Consider the following 15,533-nt stretch of genomic DNA (forward strand, 5'->3'; position numbering starts at 1 on the left):
TGAGCCGCTCGCCGTAGCGCGCGTCCCTTCCGTCACGCGATACTGCCGCCGTCCGCAGCGCACCCCACGGCGACGGAAGGCCTGGACTCCCTTGACACACATACGCGTTCGCACCGGCGTACTCGGACTGGCCCTGGTGGCGGGACTCCTGGCCCCCGCGACGGCCACGGCGGCTCCCCCGGCCACCACCGCCACCGCACCCGCTCCCACCGTCGAGGAACGGCGGCTCGACGGCGAGGTGCCCCGGGAGATCCTGCGGCGCTCCGGCTTCGCCGGGACGGCACCGGCGTTCGCCCGCGGGCTCGGGCGGGCCGACTCCTACCGGGAGGCCCGCCGTCTCGTCGCGCGCGAGGGCTCGGCGCTGTGGCGGCGGGCGGTGGACCGGGCGCAGGGGCGCGGGCCGGCCGGCGGGGACCTCGCACGGGACGACGACCGGCCGCTGTACTGGGCGCGGCTCGGGATGACCCGGGAACTGCGCACCTGGCACCCGGGGTTCCGGCTGACGGAGCGGCAGCGGGACGCGCTGCTCGGCGTGCTGGAGCGCACCTCGCGCGGCCAGACCGACATCGACCTGCCCGGCGGTCAGCGGCGCGGCAAGGGCCTCAAGCGGGTCCTGCTGACCGGCTTCGACCCGTTCACCCTGGACCGCGACGTCCGGATCTCCAACCCGTCCGGCGCCGCCGCGCTCGCGCTGGACGGCACGGTGATCCGGACGGAGGCGGGGCCCGCGCGGGTGGAGACGGCCGTGTTCCCGGTGCGGTGGCGGGACTTCACCCAAGGGGCGGTGGAGGAAGCGCTGCGGCCGTACCTGCCGCGGGTGGACCTGTTCACGACGGTGAGCCAGGGCCGGGTCGGGCGGTTCGACGTGGAGCGGACCAACGGGGCGTGGCGGGGCGGCTTCCCCGACAACGACGACGTCTCCCGTACGGAGACGGTGCCCGTGGCCGATCCGGCCTCGCAGCCGCAGTGGACGACCACGACGCTGCCGTACGAGGCGATCACGGCCGCGGACACCGGCCGGTTCCCCGTGTACGACAACACGAGCGTGACGGAGATCCCGGCGGGCGGCACGGAGGCGGTCGTACGGCCGGACGGCCCGACGCCCGGTTCGACGGCCCGCGCGGGCGGCGGCGGGGACTACCTCTCCAACGAGATCGCCTACCGGGCGACCCTGCTGCGGGACCGGCTCGGGCTGCGCGGCACGCTGCCGGGCGGGCACGTCCACACGCCGGTGCTGCGGTTCGGGGACGGGAACACCGACCCGGCGACGGGGACGGTCACCGACCCCGCGTTCGTGCGGAACCGGCTGGACATCGTGGCCCAGGTGCGGTCGATCGTGGCGGTGGCGGTCAGCGCGTCGGAGCCGGACCGGCGGGACCGGTCGTCGGACCCGAGCTGACCGTCCGGCTGGCGGAGCCGCCGTCGGGGCGGTCGCCATCGTCGTCGTAGCCGTCCCGGATCTCCTCGCCCAGCAGGTCGCGGGCGAGGAGGGTGGCCCCGGCGACCGCGCCCGGCATCAGGAACACCGCGACGAAGGGCACCAGGAAGGACACGGCCAGCGGGGTGCCGTAGCCCCAGACCAGCGCCTTGCGGGAGCGCAGGAGGGCGAGCCGGTCGCGCAGCTCGACGCCGCGGCGCTGGAGGGCCACGGAGGTCAGCTCCTCGGTGAGGAAGAAGCCGGTGACGAAGAAGCCGGCCACCGGGACGACCGTCTGCCCGACGACCGGGATGAAGCCGAGCGCGAAGAGCAGTACGCCCCACAGGGCGGCGCGGACGAGGATACGGAGGCTGTCGCGGCCCGAGATCCACAGTTCACGCAGGAGCGGGAGGTCCGACTCGGGAGCGGTGCCGTCCGGGGAGACGTCCCGGTCGACGCGCTCGGAGAGGCTCTCGTAGAAGGGCTGGCCGATCAGCAGGGTGACCGCGGTGAAGGTGAGGACGGCCAGGAGCAGGGCGAGGGCGAAGAGGACGGCGGTGAGGAAGCCGCGGAAGAGGCCGGGCCAGGGGCTCGACCAGTCGTCGGCGAAGGGGGTCGCCCAGGCGACGAAGTCCGTGCCCCACAGCGCCAGCGACACCAGCGCCGCCACGTACAGGACAAGGGTGATCAGGCCGGGGACCAGCCCGAAGCCGTAGCTCTTGCCGTGCCGGGCCACCCAGCGCTGGCCCTTCAGAAGGTGACCGAATCCCGCCCCAAGATCGCGCATGTGCGGCACTCTACCGGGACCGCACCGGCCGGGCGGGGCCGCCGGAGCGCGCCGGAGGCCGCACCCGGTGCATCCGGGTGCGGCCTCCGGTGAGTCCCGCGTCGGGTCCTGCGCGACGGCCCGCGGTCAGACGAGCGTCACGGTGATGTTGCCGCGGGTCGCCTTCGAGTACGGGCAGACCTGGTGGGCCTTCTCCACCAGCGAGCGCGCGGTGGCGGCGTCCACCGACGGGATCTCGGCGGAGATCTCGACGATGATGCCGAAGCCGTCGTCGTTCTTGCCGATGCCGACCTTCGCGGTGACGGTCGAGCCGGACACGTCGGCGCCCTCCTGGCGGGCCACGACGGCGAGCGCGCCCTGGAAGCAGGCGCTGTACCCGGCGGCGAACAGCTGCTCCGGGTTGGTGCCGGCGCCGCTGCCGCCCATCTCCTTGGGCGGGTTCACGACGACGTCGAGCTTGCCGTCATCGGTGGCGACCCGGCCGTCGCGGCCGTTCTCGGCGGTGGCGACGGCGGTGTAGAGGACCTCGGACTGCTGAATGGGCATGCGGTTGTCTTCCTCCTCGGTCCGCCGTGACTCGCGCCCACGACCACGACGGATTTCGGAAAGACGCTACCGCATGCCGGAAATTCAGTGAAGGCCGCTCCTCCTCCACGCCACGGGATCGTCAGAGCTTGACGATCATCTTGCCGGTGTTGTCGCCGCGCAGGACTCCGAGGAACGCCTCCAGGTTGTTCTCGATGCCCTCGACGACCGTCTCGCGGTACTTCAGCTCGCCGGAGCGGACCCAGGGGCCGACCTCCTGGACGAACTGCGGCTGGAGGTCGTAGTGGTCGCCGACGAGGAAGCCCTCGATACGGCCGCGGGTCTGGATCAGCCGGGCGAGGTTCTTCGGGCCGGGGGCGGGCTCGGTGTTGTTGTAGACGGAGATCGCACCGCAGATGGCGATGCGGCCGTCCCGGTTGAGCGACCCGATGGCGGCCTCCAGGTGGTCGCCGCCCACGTTGTCGAAGTAGACGTCGACGCCGTCCGGGGCGGCGGCGCGCAGCTGCTCGCTCACCGGGCCGTCCTTGTAGTTGAAGGCGGCGTCGAAGCCGTACTCGTCGAGGAGCAGCTTGACCTTCTCGTCCGAGCCCGCCGAACCGATGACGCGGGAGGCGCCCTTGAGCTTGGCGATCTGGCCGACCTGGCTGCCGACGGCACCCGCGGCACCGGAGACGAACACCGAGTCGCCCTCCTTGAAGGACGCGGTGCGCAGCAGTCCGGCGTAGGCGGTCAGGCCGGTCATGCCGAGCACGCCCAGGTACGTCGACAGCGGCGCCGCCTCCGGGTCGACCTTCACCGCGTTCTTCGCGTCCACGGCGGCGTACTCGCGCCAGCCGAAGAAGTGCAGGACGTGGTCGCCGACGGCGATGCCGTCGGCGTTGGAGGCGACGACCTCGCCGACGGCGCCGCCCTGCATGGGCTTGCCCAGCTCGTAGGGGGCGACGTAGGACTTGGCGGCGCTCATGCGGCCGCGCATGTAGGGGTCGACGGAGACGTACAGGTTGCGCACGAGCACCTGGCCCTCGCCCGGAGTGGGGAGCTCCGTCTCGACGAGGGAGAAGTCCTCGGGCTTGGGCCAGCCGACCGGGCGGCTGGCCAGGTGCCATTCGCGGTTGACGGAGGGGAGGGAGGGGGAGTCGGTCATGGCGCACCTTCCTGGTGGCGGGCGGGGAGAAAATGCTTCAGCCTATGAAACAACCATGCGACTGAACATTTCACATTGTCAAACAAATGGTTACCCTGGATTCCATGGCCACACCACGCGACACGACCCGTCGACCCGACGCACTCACTCTCGAAGTCGTCGAGCTGATCGGCGAGGTCGTGGCCCGCTTCCACGCCGACTACGAGGAGGCGGCCGCGGAACGCGCCCTGACCGGCGCGCAGGCCAAGCTGCTCAGCCTGCTGTCGCTGGAACCGCTGCCGATGCGGAAGCTGGCGCGGAAACTGAAGTGCGAGCCGTCGAACGTCACCGGGATCGTGGACCGGCTGGAGGCACGGGGACTGGTCGAACGGCGGCCCGATCCCTCCGACCGGCGGGTGAAGGTGGCGGCGGCGACGGACGAGGGGCGCCGGGTCGCGCGGGGGCTGCGGGAGTCGCTGCACTTCGCGCGGGAGCCGCTCGCCGGGTTGTCGGAGGGGGAGCGGGTGGCGCTGCGGGACGCGTTGCGGAGGATGCTCGGGGAGGACTCGGCGGAGAGCTGATCCTCAGCACGCTTCGAATTCGTACTGCAACTCGTAGAGGTGCCCGGCCTTCACCATGACCGTCACCTCGACCGGGCTGCTGTCCCCGTCCCCGTGGACGACCCGGAGCGTACGCAGGACCGGTGTGCTGCTGGTGAGGTGGAGGGCCCGGTACTGCTCCTGGGTCGGGATCCGCGCGCAGACCCGGTCCACGCTGCGGCGCCCGGGGTGGCCCAGTTCCGCCAGCAGCGCGGGTGCGCCGCCTTCGATCCGGCGCCGCTCCATGAGCGCCGTGCCCCGGGCGATGGCCGGCGGGTAATAGCAGTCGACGAGTTCCGCGGGCTCGTCGTCGATCAGGAGGATCTGGCTGCGCAACAGTGCCGTGCCGTCCGCGGGGAGACCGAAGGCGGAACGGACGCGGCGGGCGGGTGGACCTCCGCGACCTCACGGAGAACGCTGCGGGCGCGGGTGCCGTACTTGGCGGCCTCCGTGAGCCAGTGGTCCGCTGTCGTGAGCGCGGCCGGGGAGACCGTACGCTGCCGGTGCTCGCGGACGGTGACGGAGGCTCCCGCCCTGCCGACCACGAGGTCTTCCTCCTTGAGGAGTTGCAACGCCTTCTGCACCGTGGCGTTCGACGCGTCGAAGCGCTCCTTGAGCCGCGCCGTGGAGGGGAGACTCGCGCCCGGCGCCAGTTCGCCACTCATGATGGCGTCGCGCAGGTCGGCGGCGATGCGCTCGTGGAGGGAGCGACGGTCGACGCCTTCCGTTTCCGCTCGGGGCACGGTCATCCGATCTCGATCTCGTAGCGCAGTCTCTGCCGCAGGGCAGGCATCACCATACGGTCCACCTGGATCGGGCGGTTCTCACGGTCGAGCGTCACTCGGGTAAGCCGCAGCACCGGCTCATCGGGGGCCGTGTTCAGGGTCCGGCGCTCTTCCTCGTCCGGCATCGTGGCCGTCACGTCCTCGCGCACCAGGACGCCGATGTGACCGAGTTCGGCGAGCAGCGTGACGGCACCGCCACGGATCTTGGCGGTGCGCGCCAGGGCGGTGCCCTGGGCTATGGCCAGCGGGTAGTACGTGTCGGTCAGCTCGTTCGGCATCTCGTCGAGGAGGATCAGGCGCCGACGCACGACGACCGGATCCCCTTCGGCGACGCCGAGTAGTTCCGCCACCTCGGCGGGCGCGGCCACCTCGTCGGCGCGCAGGATGCGCTGGGTCCCCCGACGGCCCCGCGCCTCGGCCTCCGCGCCCGGGCTGATCCATACCAACCGCCGCCGCAACGGATCCTGGAGCCAGCGCTATGAGCACGGTGTCCCGGTGAGTGACCTGATGCCCGTCGAGGCCGACGGGACCACGGGGACCTGCGTCCGCTTCCTTCCCAACGAAGCCCTGCGTTCACCATGGGCGTTGACCGCGAGCGATCTGGCGCGGTGGTCCGAGTGGTGGCCCGACCTCACCGCCCGCCTCGAAGATCAGCGCGACGGCAGGGGCCGGTCAAGTCCGTGACCACGGCCGCAGGACCGAGGCGTGGCTCCTACGTGCACCACCACAGGAAGCGGTCGCACGTCTCCGTGGGGGTGGGGTCCGGTGACGCCGTAGGGGTGGGGGTGGTGGTCGGGGGCGGGTCGGCCGGGGATGTCGTCGGGCGGTCCGGGGTGCCGGGTGAGCCCGGTGCCGACTCCGGCGGGGGCCGGGAGGGGTCACCCTCCTCCTCGGCCGTTTCCCGGTTCTCCGCCGACGGGGACTGCGAGGCTGACGCGGACGCCGGCGCCGAGGCCGACGTGGAGGCGTCCGGGGAGGCGGTGCCCGGGGCCGGGGCCGGGGCCGAGGTCGCGTCGGCCGGTAGGGCGGACGCCTCCCCCACCTCCCGTGCCGCCTCGCCGTCCGTGGACTCGCCGCCGGCCGCCGCCGGTGTCGGCGGGGCGCCCGGGGCGTCGAGGCCGAGTTCCGCGAGGCTCAGTCCGCCGGCGGCCAGGACGAAACCGGCGGTGACGAACAGGGTCCGGCGGCGGCGCCTGCGGTGTGCGGCGGCCTTGCGGTCGCGGCGGCCGGCCCGGGCGCCGGGCGCGGTGTCGCCGGGGTCCCCGTCGGCACCCTCCTCGGGCGCGCTCACTTCTTCGGTGGACCACGGCGGGCCCGCCGCCCCACTCATCGTCAGGTCCGCGTCAGAGGCGCCGGGTTGGCCGGCAGGGACGCCGCACCCCGGGCAGGCGAGGGCGCCGTTCAGGTGCCGTCGGCACGGGTGGCAATAGTCCATGACGCGGGAAGGTTAAGTTCCGGGACGGACGTGTTCCTAGAGGCGGCTGTGAAGGTTGTGTGCCGAAGCCGCCGCGGCCGCCCCTCGCCGTACTTTCGAAACTGCCGAAACCGTTATGTGTCCGACCCATTGACACCCCCACCGCCCCCTCCTTACTGTCACGCCAGCATTTCGAACGAGTGACGAAATATCGAACACAGCGAAGGGCAACCGCCGTGCGCATCACCGGAATCAGCACACACGTGGTCGGGACGCCGTGGCGCAACCTGACGTACGTCCAGGTGCACACCGACGAGGGAATCACTGGAGTCGGCGAGACCCGGATGCTGGGGCACACCGACGCCCTCCTCGGCTATCTGAAGGAGGCGGAGGCCAACCACATTCTGGGCTCCGACCCGTTCGCCGTCGAGGACCTGGTCCGCCGCATGAAGTACGGCGACTACGGCCGCGCCGGCGAGATCGTGATGTCCGGCATCGCGGTCGTGGAGATGGCCTGCTGGGACATCAAGGGCAAGGCCCTCGGGGTCCCGGTCTGGCAGCTGCTGGGCGGCAAGGTCACCGACAAGGTCAAGGCGTACGCCAACGGGTGGTACACGACGGAGCGGACCCCGGAGGCGTACCACAAGGCCGCGCAGGGGGTCATGGAGCGCGGGTACCGGGCGCTGAAGATCGACCCGTTCGGCACCGGGCACTTCGAGCTGGACCACGAGCAGACCCTGTACGCCGTGTCGCTGATCGAGGCGGTGCGGGACGCGATCGGGCCGGACGCCGAGCTGATGCTGGAGATGCACGGCCGGTTCTCGCCCTCCACCGCCGTCCGGCTCGCGCGGGAACTCGCGCCGTTCAAGCCGGCGTGGCTGGAGGAGCCGGTCCCGCCGGAGAACCTCAAGGCGCTGCGGAAGGTCGCCGAGAAGGTCGACATCCCGGTCGCCACCGGTGAGCGCATCCACGACCGGATCGAGTTCCGCGAGCTGTTCGAGGACCAGTCCGTGGACGTCATCCAGCCCGACGTCGGTCACATCGGCGGCATCTGGGAGACCCGCAAGCTGGCGGCGACCGCCGAGACGCACTACACGCTCGTCGCGCCGCACAACGTGGGGGGATCCGTGCTGACCGCCGCTTCCCTCCAGGTCGGCTTCACCTCCCCGAACTTCAAGATCCTGGAGCACTTCAACGACTTCGCGGACGCGGAGATCAAGAAGGTCGTCAAGGGCGCGCCGGTGGTGGACCCGGAGGACGGCTGCTTCCACCTGTCCGACGCGCCCGGTCTCGGCGTCGAGCTGGACGCCGACGCGGCGGCCGAGTTCCCCCAGCAGCAGGCGCGGTTCGACCTGTGGGCCGAGGGCTGGGAGCAGCGCAAGCCCAAGGGGACCGGGGCATGAGCGGCGCGGTCGTCGTCGAGGCGCCGGGCGCGTACCGGCTGGCGCCGCACGACGTGCGCGAGCCCGGTCCCGGCGAGGCGCTGGTGCGGGTGCACGCGGCCGGGATCTGCGGCAGCGACCGCGAGGTCTGGCAGGGCAACCGGCCCGAGGGGTACGTGCGTTACCCGCTCGTCCCGGGCCACGAGTGGTCCGGGACCGTGGAGCGGGTCGGCGCCGGGGTGCCGGACTCCCTCGCCGGACGCAAGGTGGTCGGTGAGGGCTTCCGCAACTGCCAGGTGTGCGACCGCTGCCACGCGGGCGAGACGACGCTGTGCACGGCCGGTTACGAGGAGACCGGGTTCACCCAGCCGGGGGCGATGGCGCCCACGCTGACCCTGCCCGCGCGGCTGCTGCACGTGCTGCCCGACGACGCCGACCTCACCGCGGCTGCCCTGCTGGAGCCCGCCGCCTGCATCGCCGCCGCCGCGCTCAAGGCGAACGCCCGCCCGGGCGAGCGGGTCGCCGTGGTCGGCACGGGGACGCTCGGCATGTTCGCCGTGCAGTTCCTGCGCGCCGCCTCGCCCGGCGAGCTGCTGGTCGTCGGCTCGCGCGGGGACCGGGAGGCGCTGTCGAGGCAGTACGGGGCGACGGACTTCCGCACCAAGGACCAGCCGCTGCCGGACGACTTCGACGTCGTGATCGAGACCGCCGGGTCCGCCGATGCCGCCCGCACCGCCGCCGCACTGCTGCGCCGGGGCGGGCGGCTGGTCCTGACCGGTATCCCGGCGCCGGGCGCCGACGGGCTCGACCCCACCGACCTCGTGGTGCGTCAGCTGGAGGTGCACACCGTCTTCGGTGCGGCGCCGGACGCCTGGGCGCACACGGTGCGGGTCTTCGCGGCCGGCCTGCTCGACCCGCGGCCGCTGGTCACCCACGAGCTGCCGCTCGCCGAGTTCCCCGAGGCCATCGAGCTGGTGGGGTCCGGCGACCCGAAGGTCGGCAAGGTGCTGCTGCATCCCTGACCCCGCCCCTTGAGCCGTACGCCGGTACGGGGGCGACCTGACGGCCTCCGTACCGGCGTACCTCCACTTCGAGGCTTTTCGTACCTCACGTCGCGAACCTCGTCCGACATGTCGAACACGACCTGCCGGGTGCGGACTCCGGCGTACCGAACCTAAGGAACGCTTGTGACCGACGCTTCCGCCAAGGCCGCCGCACGCAGGCCCGGTGAGCAGGCGCTCACCGCGCTCGGCCTGGCCGCGCCCGCCCTCGACCCCGCCGACGCCTCGCCGCACTCCTTCCCGGGCGGCGGCCGCTGGCGCACCGAGATCCCCTCCTGCGAGGGTCCCGAGGCGCTGGGGGTGGTGCTGAAGGAGTCCTCGCGGCTGGACGTGCCGATCCACCGGATCAGCCAGGGCAGCGGGGTGTGGATGCTGACCGACGCCGAGATCACCGAGATGGTCGAGGCCACCGCCGAACGCGACATCGAGCTCTGCCTGTTCACCGGCCCGCGCGGCACCTGGGACATCGGCGGCTCCACCCGGACCGACTCCGGCGGCGCGGGCCTGCGCGCCCGCGGCCACGACGCGGTCGCCGGGTGCGTCGAGGACGCCGTCCGGGCGACCGAACTGGGCGTCCAGTGCCTGCTGGTCGCCGACGAGGGCGTGCTGTGGACGCTGCACCGGGCGCGGAAGGCGGGCATCATCCCCGCCGGCACCACGCTCAAGCTCTCGGCGCTCGTCGGGCCGGTCAACCCGGCCTCGTACGCGGTCTACGAAGGGCTCGGCGCCGACTCCATCAACGTGCCCAGCGATCTGACGCCGGATCACCTGACCGAAATACGGCGGGTTTCGGCCGCGCCGATGGACATGTACATCGAGGCTCCCGACGACCTGGGCGGCTATGTCCGGATGTACGAGATCGCCGAGCTGATCCGGCGCGGCGCCCCGCTGTACCTGAAGTTCGGCCTCTCCAAGGCGCCCGGGATCTACCCGTACGGCCATCACCTGCGGGAACTGACGCTGGCCACCGCCAAGGAGCGGGTGCGGCGCGGCCGGCTCGCCCTCGATCTGCTCGCCCGGCACGGGGCGGACGGGGAGATGGCACCGCTCGGTTCGCGGCTGCCGGGCCCGCTCAACCGGTTCGAGATCTCGTCATAACGTTCCGGAAACTCCCTTCACAAAAGAAGACACGACCGCGCACAATCCCACACACCTGCGTCGCCGTTCCAGCCCTCACCTCAAGGATGATGACCATGCGCAACCGCAGAGCCGCACTCGCCGCCATAGCCTCCGCCGCCTCGCTCGCCCTGACGCTGACCGCCTGCGGCCAGAACAGTGAGGGCGGCAGCGAGGAGGACAAGGGAGGCAGCGACGGCGCCACCATCGGCATCGCGATGCCGACCAAGTCCTCCGAGCGCTGGATCTCCGACGGCGCCAACGTCGAGAAGGAACTGAAGGCCAAGGGCTACGAGACCAAGCTCGTCTACGGCGAGGACGACCCCGACCAGCAGGTCTCGCAGATCGAGAACATGATCACGCAGGGCGTGGACGCCCTGATCATCGCCGCGATCGACAACAAGTCCCTGGGCAACGTCCTCCAGCAGGCCAAGGACGCGGACATCCCGGTCATCTCCTACGACCGGCTGATCCTCGGCACGGAGAACGTCGACTACTACGCCTCGTTCGACAACGAGAAGGTCGGCGAGCTGCAGGGCTCGTACATCGTGGACAAGCTCGGGCTGAAGGCGGGCAAGAAGGGCCCCTTCAACATCGAGCTGTTCGCCGGCTCCAACGACGACAACAACACCAAGTACTTCTTCAACGGCGCGATGAAGGTCCTGAAGCCGTACATGGACAAGGGCCAGCTCGTCGTCCGCTCCAAGCAGACCGACCTCAACCAGGTCACCACCCTGCGCTGGGACGGCGGCACCGCCCAGAAGCGCATGGACGACCTGCTCACCTCCAGCTACCGCAGCGCCCGCGTCGACGCGGTGCTCTCGCCCTACGACGGCATCTCCATCGGCATCCTCTCCGCGCTGAAGTCGGACGGCTACGGCTCCGGCAGCAAGCCCATGCCGGTCGTCACCGGCCAGGACGCCGAGATCGCCTCGGTGAAGTCGATCAAGGCGGGCCAGCAGACCCAGACCGTCTACAAGGACCTCCGCGAACTCGCCAAGGTCGCCTCGAACATGGTCGAAGCGGTCCTGAACGACAAGAAGCCCGAGGTCAACGACACCAAGTCGTACGACAACGGTGCCAAGGTCGTCCCCGCCTACCTGCTCCAGCCGGTCAGCGTCGACAAGTCCAACTACAAGGAGGTCCTCGTCGACGGCGGCTACTACACCGAGGACCAGCTCAACTGACCGGGTCCCTACAAGGATTGGAAGGCACGACCATGGCGGGACCCGTCCTGGAAATGCGCTCGATCGTCAAGACCTTTCCCGGTGTCAAAGCGCTGTCGGACGTCACACTGACCGTCCGCCAGGGCGAGGTCCACGCCATCTGCGGAGAGAACGGCGCCGGCAAGTCGACCCTGATGAAGGTGCTCTCCGGCGTCCATCCGCACGGCAGTTACGAGGGGGACATCCTCTTCGAGGGCGAGACCTGCCGGTTCCGGAACATCCGGGCGAGCGAGCAGCACGGCATCGTGATCATCCACCAGGAGCTGGCCCTGGTGCCGTACCTGTCCATCGCGGAGAACATCTTCCTCGGCAACGAGCACGCCAAGCGCGGCCTGATCGACTGGACCGAGACCCTGAGGCACGCCACCGAACTGCTGCGCCGGGTCGGTCTCGACGAGCACCCCGAGACCCGCGTCGCCGACATCGGCGTGGGCAAGCAGCAGCTGGTGGAGATCGCCAAGGCGCTGTCGAAGAAGGTGAAGCTGCTCATCCTCGACGAGCCGACCGCCGCGCTCAACGACGAGGACAGCGGCAAACTCCTCGACCTGATCCTTCAGCTGAAGGAACAGGGGATGACCTCGATCATCATCTCGCACAAGCTGAACGAGATCCGCCGGGTCGCCGACTCGGTGACGATCATCCGCGACGGGCAGTCCATCGAGACGCTCGACGTGAAGGCGGCGGAGACCACCGAGGACCGGATCATCTCCGGGATGGTCGGCCGGGACCTGGAGAACCGCTTCCCGGAACGCACCCCGCACCACCCGGAGGAGGGCGCCGCGCCCGCCCTGGAGATCCGCAACTGGACCGTGCACCACCCCATCGACCAGCAGCGCAAGGTCGTGGACGACGTGTCGATCGAGGTGCGGCGCGGCGAGATCGTCGGCATCGCGGGGCTGATGGGCGCGGGCCGCACCGAGCTGGCGATGAGCGTCTTCGGCCGCACCTACGGCCGGCACGCGGGCGGCACCGTCCTCAGGGACGGCACGGAGGTCCGTACGAAGACCGTCCCCGAGGCGGTCGGGCACGGCATCGCCTACGTCACCGAGGACCGCAAGCACTACGGCCTCAACCTCATCGACACCATCAACCGGAACATCTCGCTGACCGCGCTGGGCAAGGTCGCCAAGCGGGGCGTGGTCGACGAGCACGGAGAGCGGCAGGTCGCCGAGGACTACCGCAAGGCCATGAACATCAAGGCGCCGACCGTCTTCGAGCCGGTCGGCAAGCTGTCCGGCGGCAACCAGCAGAAGGTCGTCCTCAGCAAGTGGATCTTCGCCGGTCCCGAGGTGCTGATCCTGGACGAGCCCACCCGGGGCATCGACGTGGGCGCCAAGTACGAGATCTACACGGTCATCGACCAGCTGGCCGCCCAGGGCAAGGCGGTCGTCTTCATCTCCTCCGAACTGCCCGAGCTGCTCGGCATGTGCGACCGCATCTACACGATGGCCGCCGGCCGGCTGACGGGCGAGTTCTCACGGGCCGAGGCCTCGCAGGAAGCGCTGATGCGTCGGATGACGAAGGACACGAAGGACAAAGAGGTAACCCGATGAGCACGGACGTGACCGCGAAGACCCCGGCCCCGGCGCCGCCCGGCTCAGGCGGTCCGGCCGCCGGCGGCCTGTGGCAGCTGATGCTCGACGGCCTGCGCCGCAACATGCGGCAGTACGGCATGCTGATCGCCCTCGGCCTGATCGTGGCCCTGTTCGCCGTCTGGTCCGACGGCGACCTGCTGCTGCCGCGCAACGTCTCCAACCTGGTGCTGCAGAACAGCTACATCCTGATCCTCGCGATCGGCATGATGCTGGTCATCATCGCGGGGCACATCGACCTGTCGGTCGGGTCACTGACCGCGTTCACCGGGGCGATAGCCGCCGTACTGATGGTCAGGAACGACCTGCCCTGGCCGGTCGCCGTGCTGCTGTGCCTGGCCATCGGCGCCGCCGCGGGCGCCGCGCAAGGGTTCTTCATCGCCTATCTCGGCATACCGTCGTTCATCGTGACCCTGGCGGGCATGCTGCTCTTCCGCGGTCTGACGGAGATCTTCCTGGAGGGCCAGACCCTCGGCCCGTTCCCCCGGGACCTGCAGAAGATAGCCAACGGCTTCCTGCCCGAGGTCGGCCCGGAGACCAACTACCACAACCTCACCCTGCTGCTGGGCTTCGCGCTGATCGCCTTCGTGGTCTACCAGGAGGTCCGCGACCGCAAGCGGCAGCAGGAGTTCGCGCTCGAGGTGCTGCCGGCCAAGCTGTTCTGGCTCAAGCTGGTCGCGCTGGTCTCCGCCGTCCTCGTGGTCACCCTGCTGCTCGCCAGCTACAAGGGCGCCCCGATCGTGCTGCTCATCCTGGGCGTGCTGGTCGTCGGGTTCGGCTACCTGATGCGCAACGCGATCATCGGCCGCCACATCTACGCCATCGGCGGCAACCTGCCCGCGGCCAAGCTGTCGGGCGTGAAGGACAAGAAGGTCACCTTCCTGGTCTTCCTGAACATGGGCATGCTCGCGGCGCTGGCGGGCCTGGTCTTCGCCGCCCGCTTCAACGCGGCCTCCCCCAAGGCCGGTCTCAACTTCGAGCTGGAGGCCATCGCCGCCTCGTTCATCGGCGGGGCGTCGATGAGCGGCGGCGTCGGCACGGTCCTCGGCGCGATCATCGGCGGTCTGGTCCTGGGCGTGCTGAACAACGGCATGAACCTCGTCGGCATCGGCACCGACTGGCAGCAGGTGATCAAGGGCGCCGTGCTGCTGGCGGCGGTCGGGTTCGACGTGTGGAACAAGCGCAGGGTCGGTTCGTAACGGATCTCGGGCCCCGCCGCTCACGGCGGGGCCCGCTTCTTCTCACGGAAGTACAGGAGCCGCACATGGAACTGAGCAGACGCACGGTCATCGCATCGGCGGCCGCCGCCGGCCTGACGGCCACCGCGGTGGGCGGCACGGCACACGCCACGGGAGGCAGGAAGCCGGTGAAGGAGCTCTTCGGCAAGCTCGCCGACGGCACGAAGGTGTACCGCTGGTCGCTGGAGAACGGCGGCACGCGGATGAAGGTGCTGTCGTACGGCGGCGTCGTCCAGTCCCTGGAGATCCCCGACCGCCGGGGCCGCTACGAGAACGTCTCGCTGGGCTTCGACAACCTCGACGACTACGTGGCCTCCAGCCCCTACTTCGGAGCCCTGATCGGCCGCTACGGCAACCGCATCGGCCAGGGCCGCTTCACCCTGGACGGCACGGCGTACCAGCTCTCCGTCAACGACGGAGAGCAGAGCCTGCACGGCGGCGCCCAGGGCTTCGACAAGCGGGTGTGGGACGTCGAACCGTTCCGCGAGGGCTCCGACGTGGGCCTGGTCCTGCACTACACCAGCGCCGACGGCGAGATGGGCTACCCCGGCACGCTCCGGGCGAAGGTGACGTACACCCTCACCCGGCGCGGCGAGTGGCGCATCGACTACGAGGCCACCACCGACAAGGCCACCGTCGTCAACCTCACCAGCCACGTCTACTGGAACCTGGCCGGCGAGGGCAGCGGCACGATCGAGGACCACGAGCTGTCGATCGCCGCCTCCCGCTACACGCCCACCGACGCGGGCCTGATCCCGACGGGCGAGCTGGCGAGGGTGTCCGGCACGCCCTTCGACTTCCGGCGGGCCAAGCCGATCGGCCGGGACCTCCGCGACGCCGACCCGCAGCTGGTCACCGCCAAGGGCTTCGACCACAACTGGGTGCTGGACAAGGGCGTCACCGACCGCCCCGAGCACATCGCCACCCTGCGCGAGCGCGGCTCGGGCCGCACCCTGCGCATCGCCACCGACCAACCCGGTCTGCAGTTCTACTCGGGCAACTTCCTCGACGGCACGCTCACCGGCACCGGCGGCTCGCTCTACCGGCAGGGCGACGCCCTGTGCCTGGAGACGCAGCACTTCCCGGACTCGCCGAACCAGCCGTCGTTCCCGTCGACCGTGCTGCGGCCGGGGCAGACGTACCGGACGACCACGGTGCACTCGTTCGACGCGTGAGGGCACACTTTCTCCACACGCGTTGAACGGCGTCCCACCTCCCTCCGTATGTAAGGGCGGCCCGCGCTCCCC

At 70.7% G+C, this 15,533-nt stretch carries 14 protein-coding genes and 1 pseudogene; 9 read left to right on the forward strand and 6 right to left on the reverse strand.

The genetic code is table 11. From position 1 onward, the window contains the following. The first annotated feature begins 91 nt into the window (after nt 1–91). A complete protein-coding gene (locus tag M6G08_RS03030) occupies nt 92–1,399 on the forward strand; it encodes a pyroglutamyl-peptidase I (RefSeq protein WP_272585632.1) in 1,308 nt (435 codons plus the stop codon). Here M6G08_RS03030 and M6G08_RS03035 read toward each other — a convergent pair. From M6G08_RS03035 to M6G08_RS03045, 3 genes are all read right to left on the reverse strand, one after another. After that, a complete protein-coding gene (locus M6G08_RS03035; RefSeq protein ID WP_272585633.1) occupies nt 1,350–2,204 on the reverse strand; it encodes an EI24 domain-containing protein in 855 nt (284 codons plus the stop codon). The genes M6G08_RS03030 and M6G08_RS03035 overlap by 50 nt on opposite strands. A gap of 126 nt (nt 2,205–2,330) precedes the next feature. Beyond that, nucleotides 2,331–2,750, reverse strand: a complete 420-nt coding sequence (locus tag M6G08_RS03040) for an organic hydroperoxide resistance protein (RefSeq protein WP_102930817.1) — start codon at nt 2,748–2,750, stop codon at nt 2,331–2,333. Between the two features lie 121 nt (nt 2,751–2,871). Continuing rightward, a complete protein-coding gene (locus tag M6G08_RS03045) occupies nt 2,872–3,894 on the reverse strand; it encodes an NADP-dependent oxidoreductase (RefSeq protein ID WP_272585635.1) in 1,023 nt (340 codons plus the stop codon). A gap of 104 nt (nt 3,895–3,998) precedes the next feature. On the opposite strand from M6G08_RS03045, the gene M6G08_RS03050 reads away from it, so the two are divergent. Further along, nucleotides 3,999–4,454, forward strand: a complete 456-nt coding sequence (locus M6G08_RS03050) for a MarR family winged helix-turn-helix transcriptional regulator (RefSeq protein WP_272585636.1) — start codon at nt 3,999–4,001, stop codon at nt 4,452–4,454. A 3-nt stretch (nt 4,455–4,457) separates the two neighbouring features. On the opposite strand, the pseudogene M6G08_RS03055 reads toward M6G08_RS03050, so the two are convergent. From M6G08_RS03055 to M6G08_RS03065, 3 genes and pseudogenes are all read right to left on the reverse strand, one after another. Then, nucleotides 4,458–5,221, reverse strand: a pseudogene (locus M6G08_RS03055) (GntR family transcriptional regulator). Then, the gene (locus M6G08_RS03060; protein WP_272585637.1) at nt 5,218–5,703 is read right to left on the reverse strand and encodes a GntR family transcriptional regulator; all 486 of its coding nucleotides are present in this window, start codon (nt 5,701–5,703) and stop codon (nt 5,218–5,220) included. Before M6G08_RS03060 ends, M6G08_RS03055 begins: the two are co-directional and overlap by 4 nt. A gap of 266 nt (nt 5,704–5,969) precedes the next feature. Then, a complete protein-coding gene (locus M6G08_RS03065; protein WP_272585638.1) occupies nt 5,970–6,692 on the reverse strand; it encodes an SCO2400 family protein in 723 nt (240 codons plus the stop codon). 215 nt (nt 6,693–6,907) lie between these two features. On the opposite strand from M6G08_RS03065, the gene M6G08_RS03070 reads away from it, so the two are divergent. From M6G08_RS03070 to M6G08_RS03100, 7 genes are all read left to right on the forward strand, one after another. Next, complete coding sequence (locus M6G08_RS03070) at nt 6,908–8,074, forward strand: mandelate racemase/muconate lactonizing enzyme family protein (protein ID WP_272585639.1); 1,167 nt, start codon at nt 6,908–6,910, stop codon at nt 8,072–8,074. Beyond that, on the forward strand, nt 8,071–9,075 hold the full coding sequence (locus M6G08_RS03075; protein ID WP_272585640.1) for a zinc-dependent alcohol dehydrogenase: 1,005 nt from the start codon (nt 8,071–8,073) through the stop codon (nt 9,073–9,075). The genes M6G08_RS03070 and M6G08_RS03075 overlap by 4 nt, the downstream gene beginning before the upstream one ends. Nucleotides 9,076–9,240: 165 nt before the next feature. Further along, nucleotides 9,241–10,212: a hypothetical protein gene (locus M6G08_RS03080; RefSeq protein WP_272585641.1), complete on the forward strand. Its 972-nt coding sequence runs from the start codon at nt 9,241–9,243 to the stop codon at nt 10,210–10,212. A gap of 95 nt (nt 10,213–10,307) precedes the next feature. Then, nucleotides 10,308–11,417: a multiple monosaccharide ABC transporter substrate-binding protein gene (gene chvE, locus M6G08_RS03085; RefSeq protein WP_272585642.1), complete on the forward strand. Its 1,110-nt coding sequence runs from the start codon at nt 10,308–10,310 to the stop codon at nt 11,415–11,417. Nucleotides 11,418–11,449: 32 nt separating this feature from the next. After that, the gene (gene mmsA / locus M6G08_RS03090) at nt 11,450–13,009 is read left to right on the forward strand and encodes a multiple monosaccharide ABC transporter ATP-binding protein (protein ID WP_272585643.1); all 1,560 of its coding nucleotides are present in this window, start codon (nt 11,450–11,452) and stop codon (nt 13,007–13,009) included. Beyond that, nucleotides 13,006–14,247 carry a multiple monosaccharide ABC transporter permease gene (gene mmsB, locus M6G08_RS03095; protein WP_272585644.1) on the forward strand — a complete coding sequence of 414 codons (1,242 nt, stop codon included), beginning with the start codon at nt 13,006–13,008 and terminating at the stop codon, nt 14,245–14,247. The genes mmsA and mmsB overlap by 4 nt, the downstream gene beginning before the upstream one ends. A gap of 65 nt (nt 14,248–14,312) precedes the next feature. Next, nucleotides 14,313–15,461 carry an aldose epimerase family protein gene (locus M6G08_RS03100; protein WP_272585645.1) on the forward strand — a complete coding sequence of 383 codons (1,149 nt, stop codon included), beginning with the start codon at nt 14,313–14,315 and terminating at the stop codon, nt 15,459–15,461. Nucleotides 15,462–15,533: the final 72 nt, after the last annotated feature.

Origin of the sequence: Streptomyces sp. M92 (assembly GCF_028473745.1) — a bacterium.
Lineage (GTDB): Bacteria > Actinomycetota > Actinomycetes > Streptomycetales > Streptomycetaceae > Streptomyces.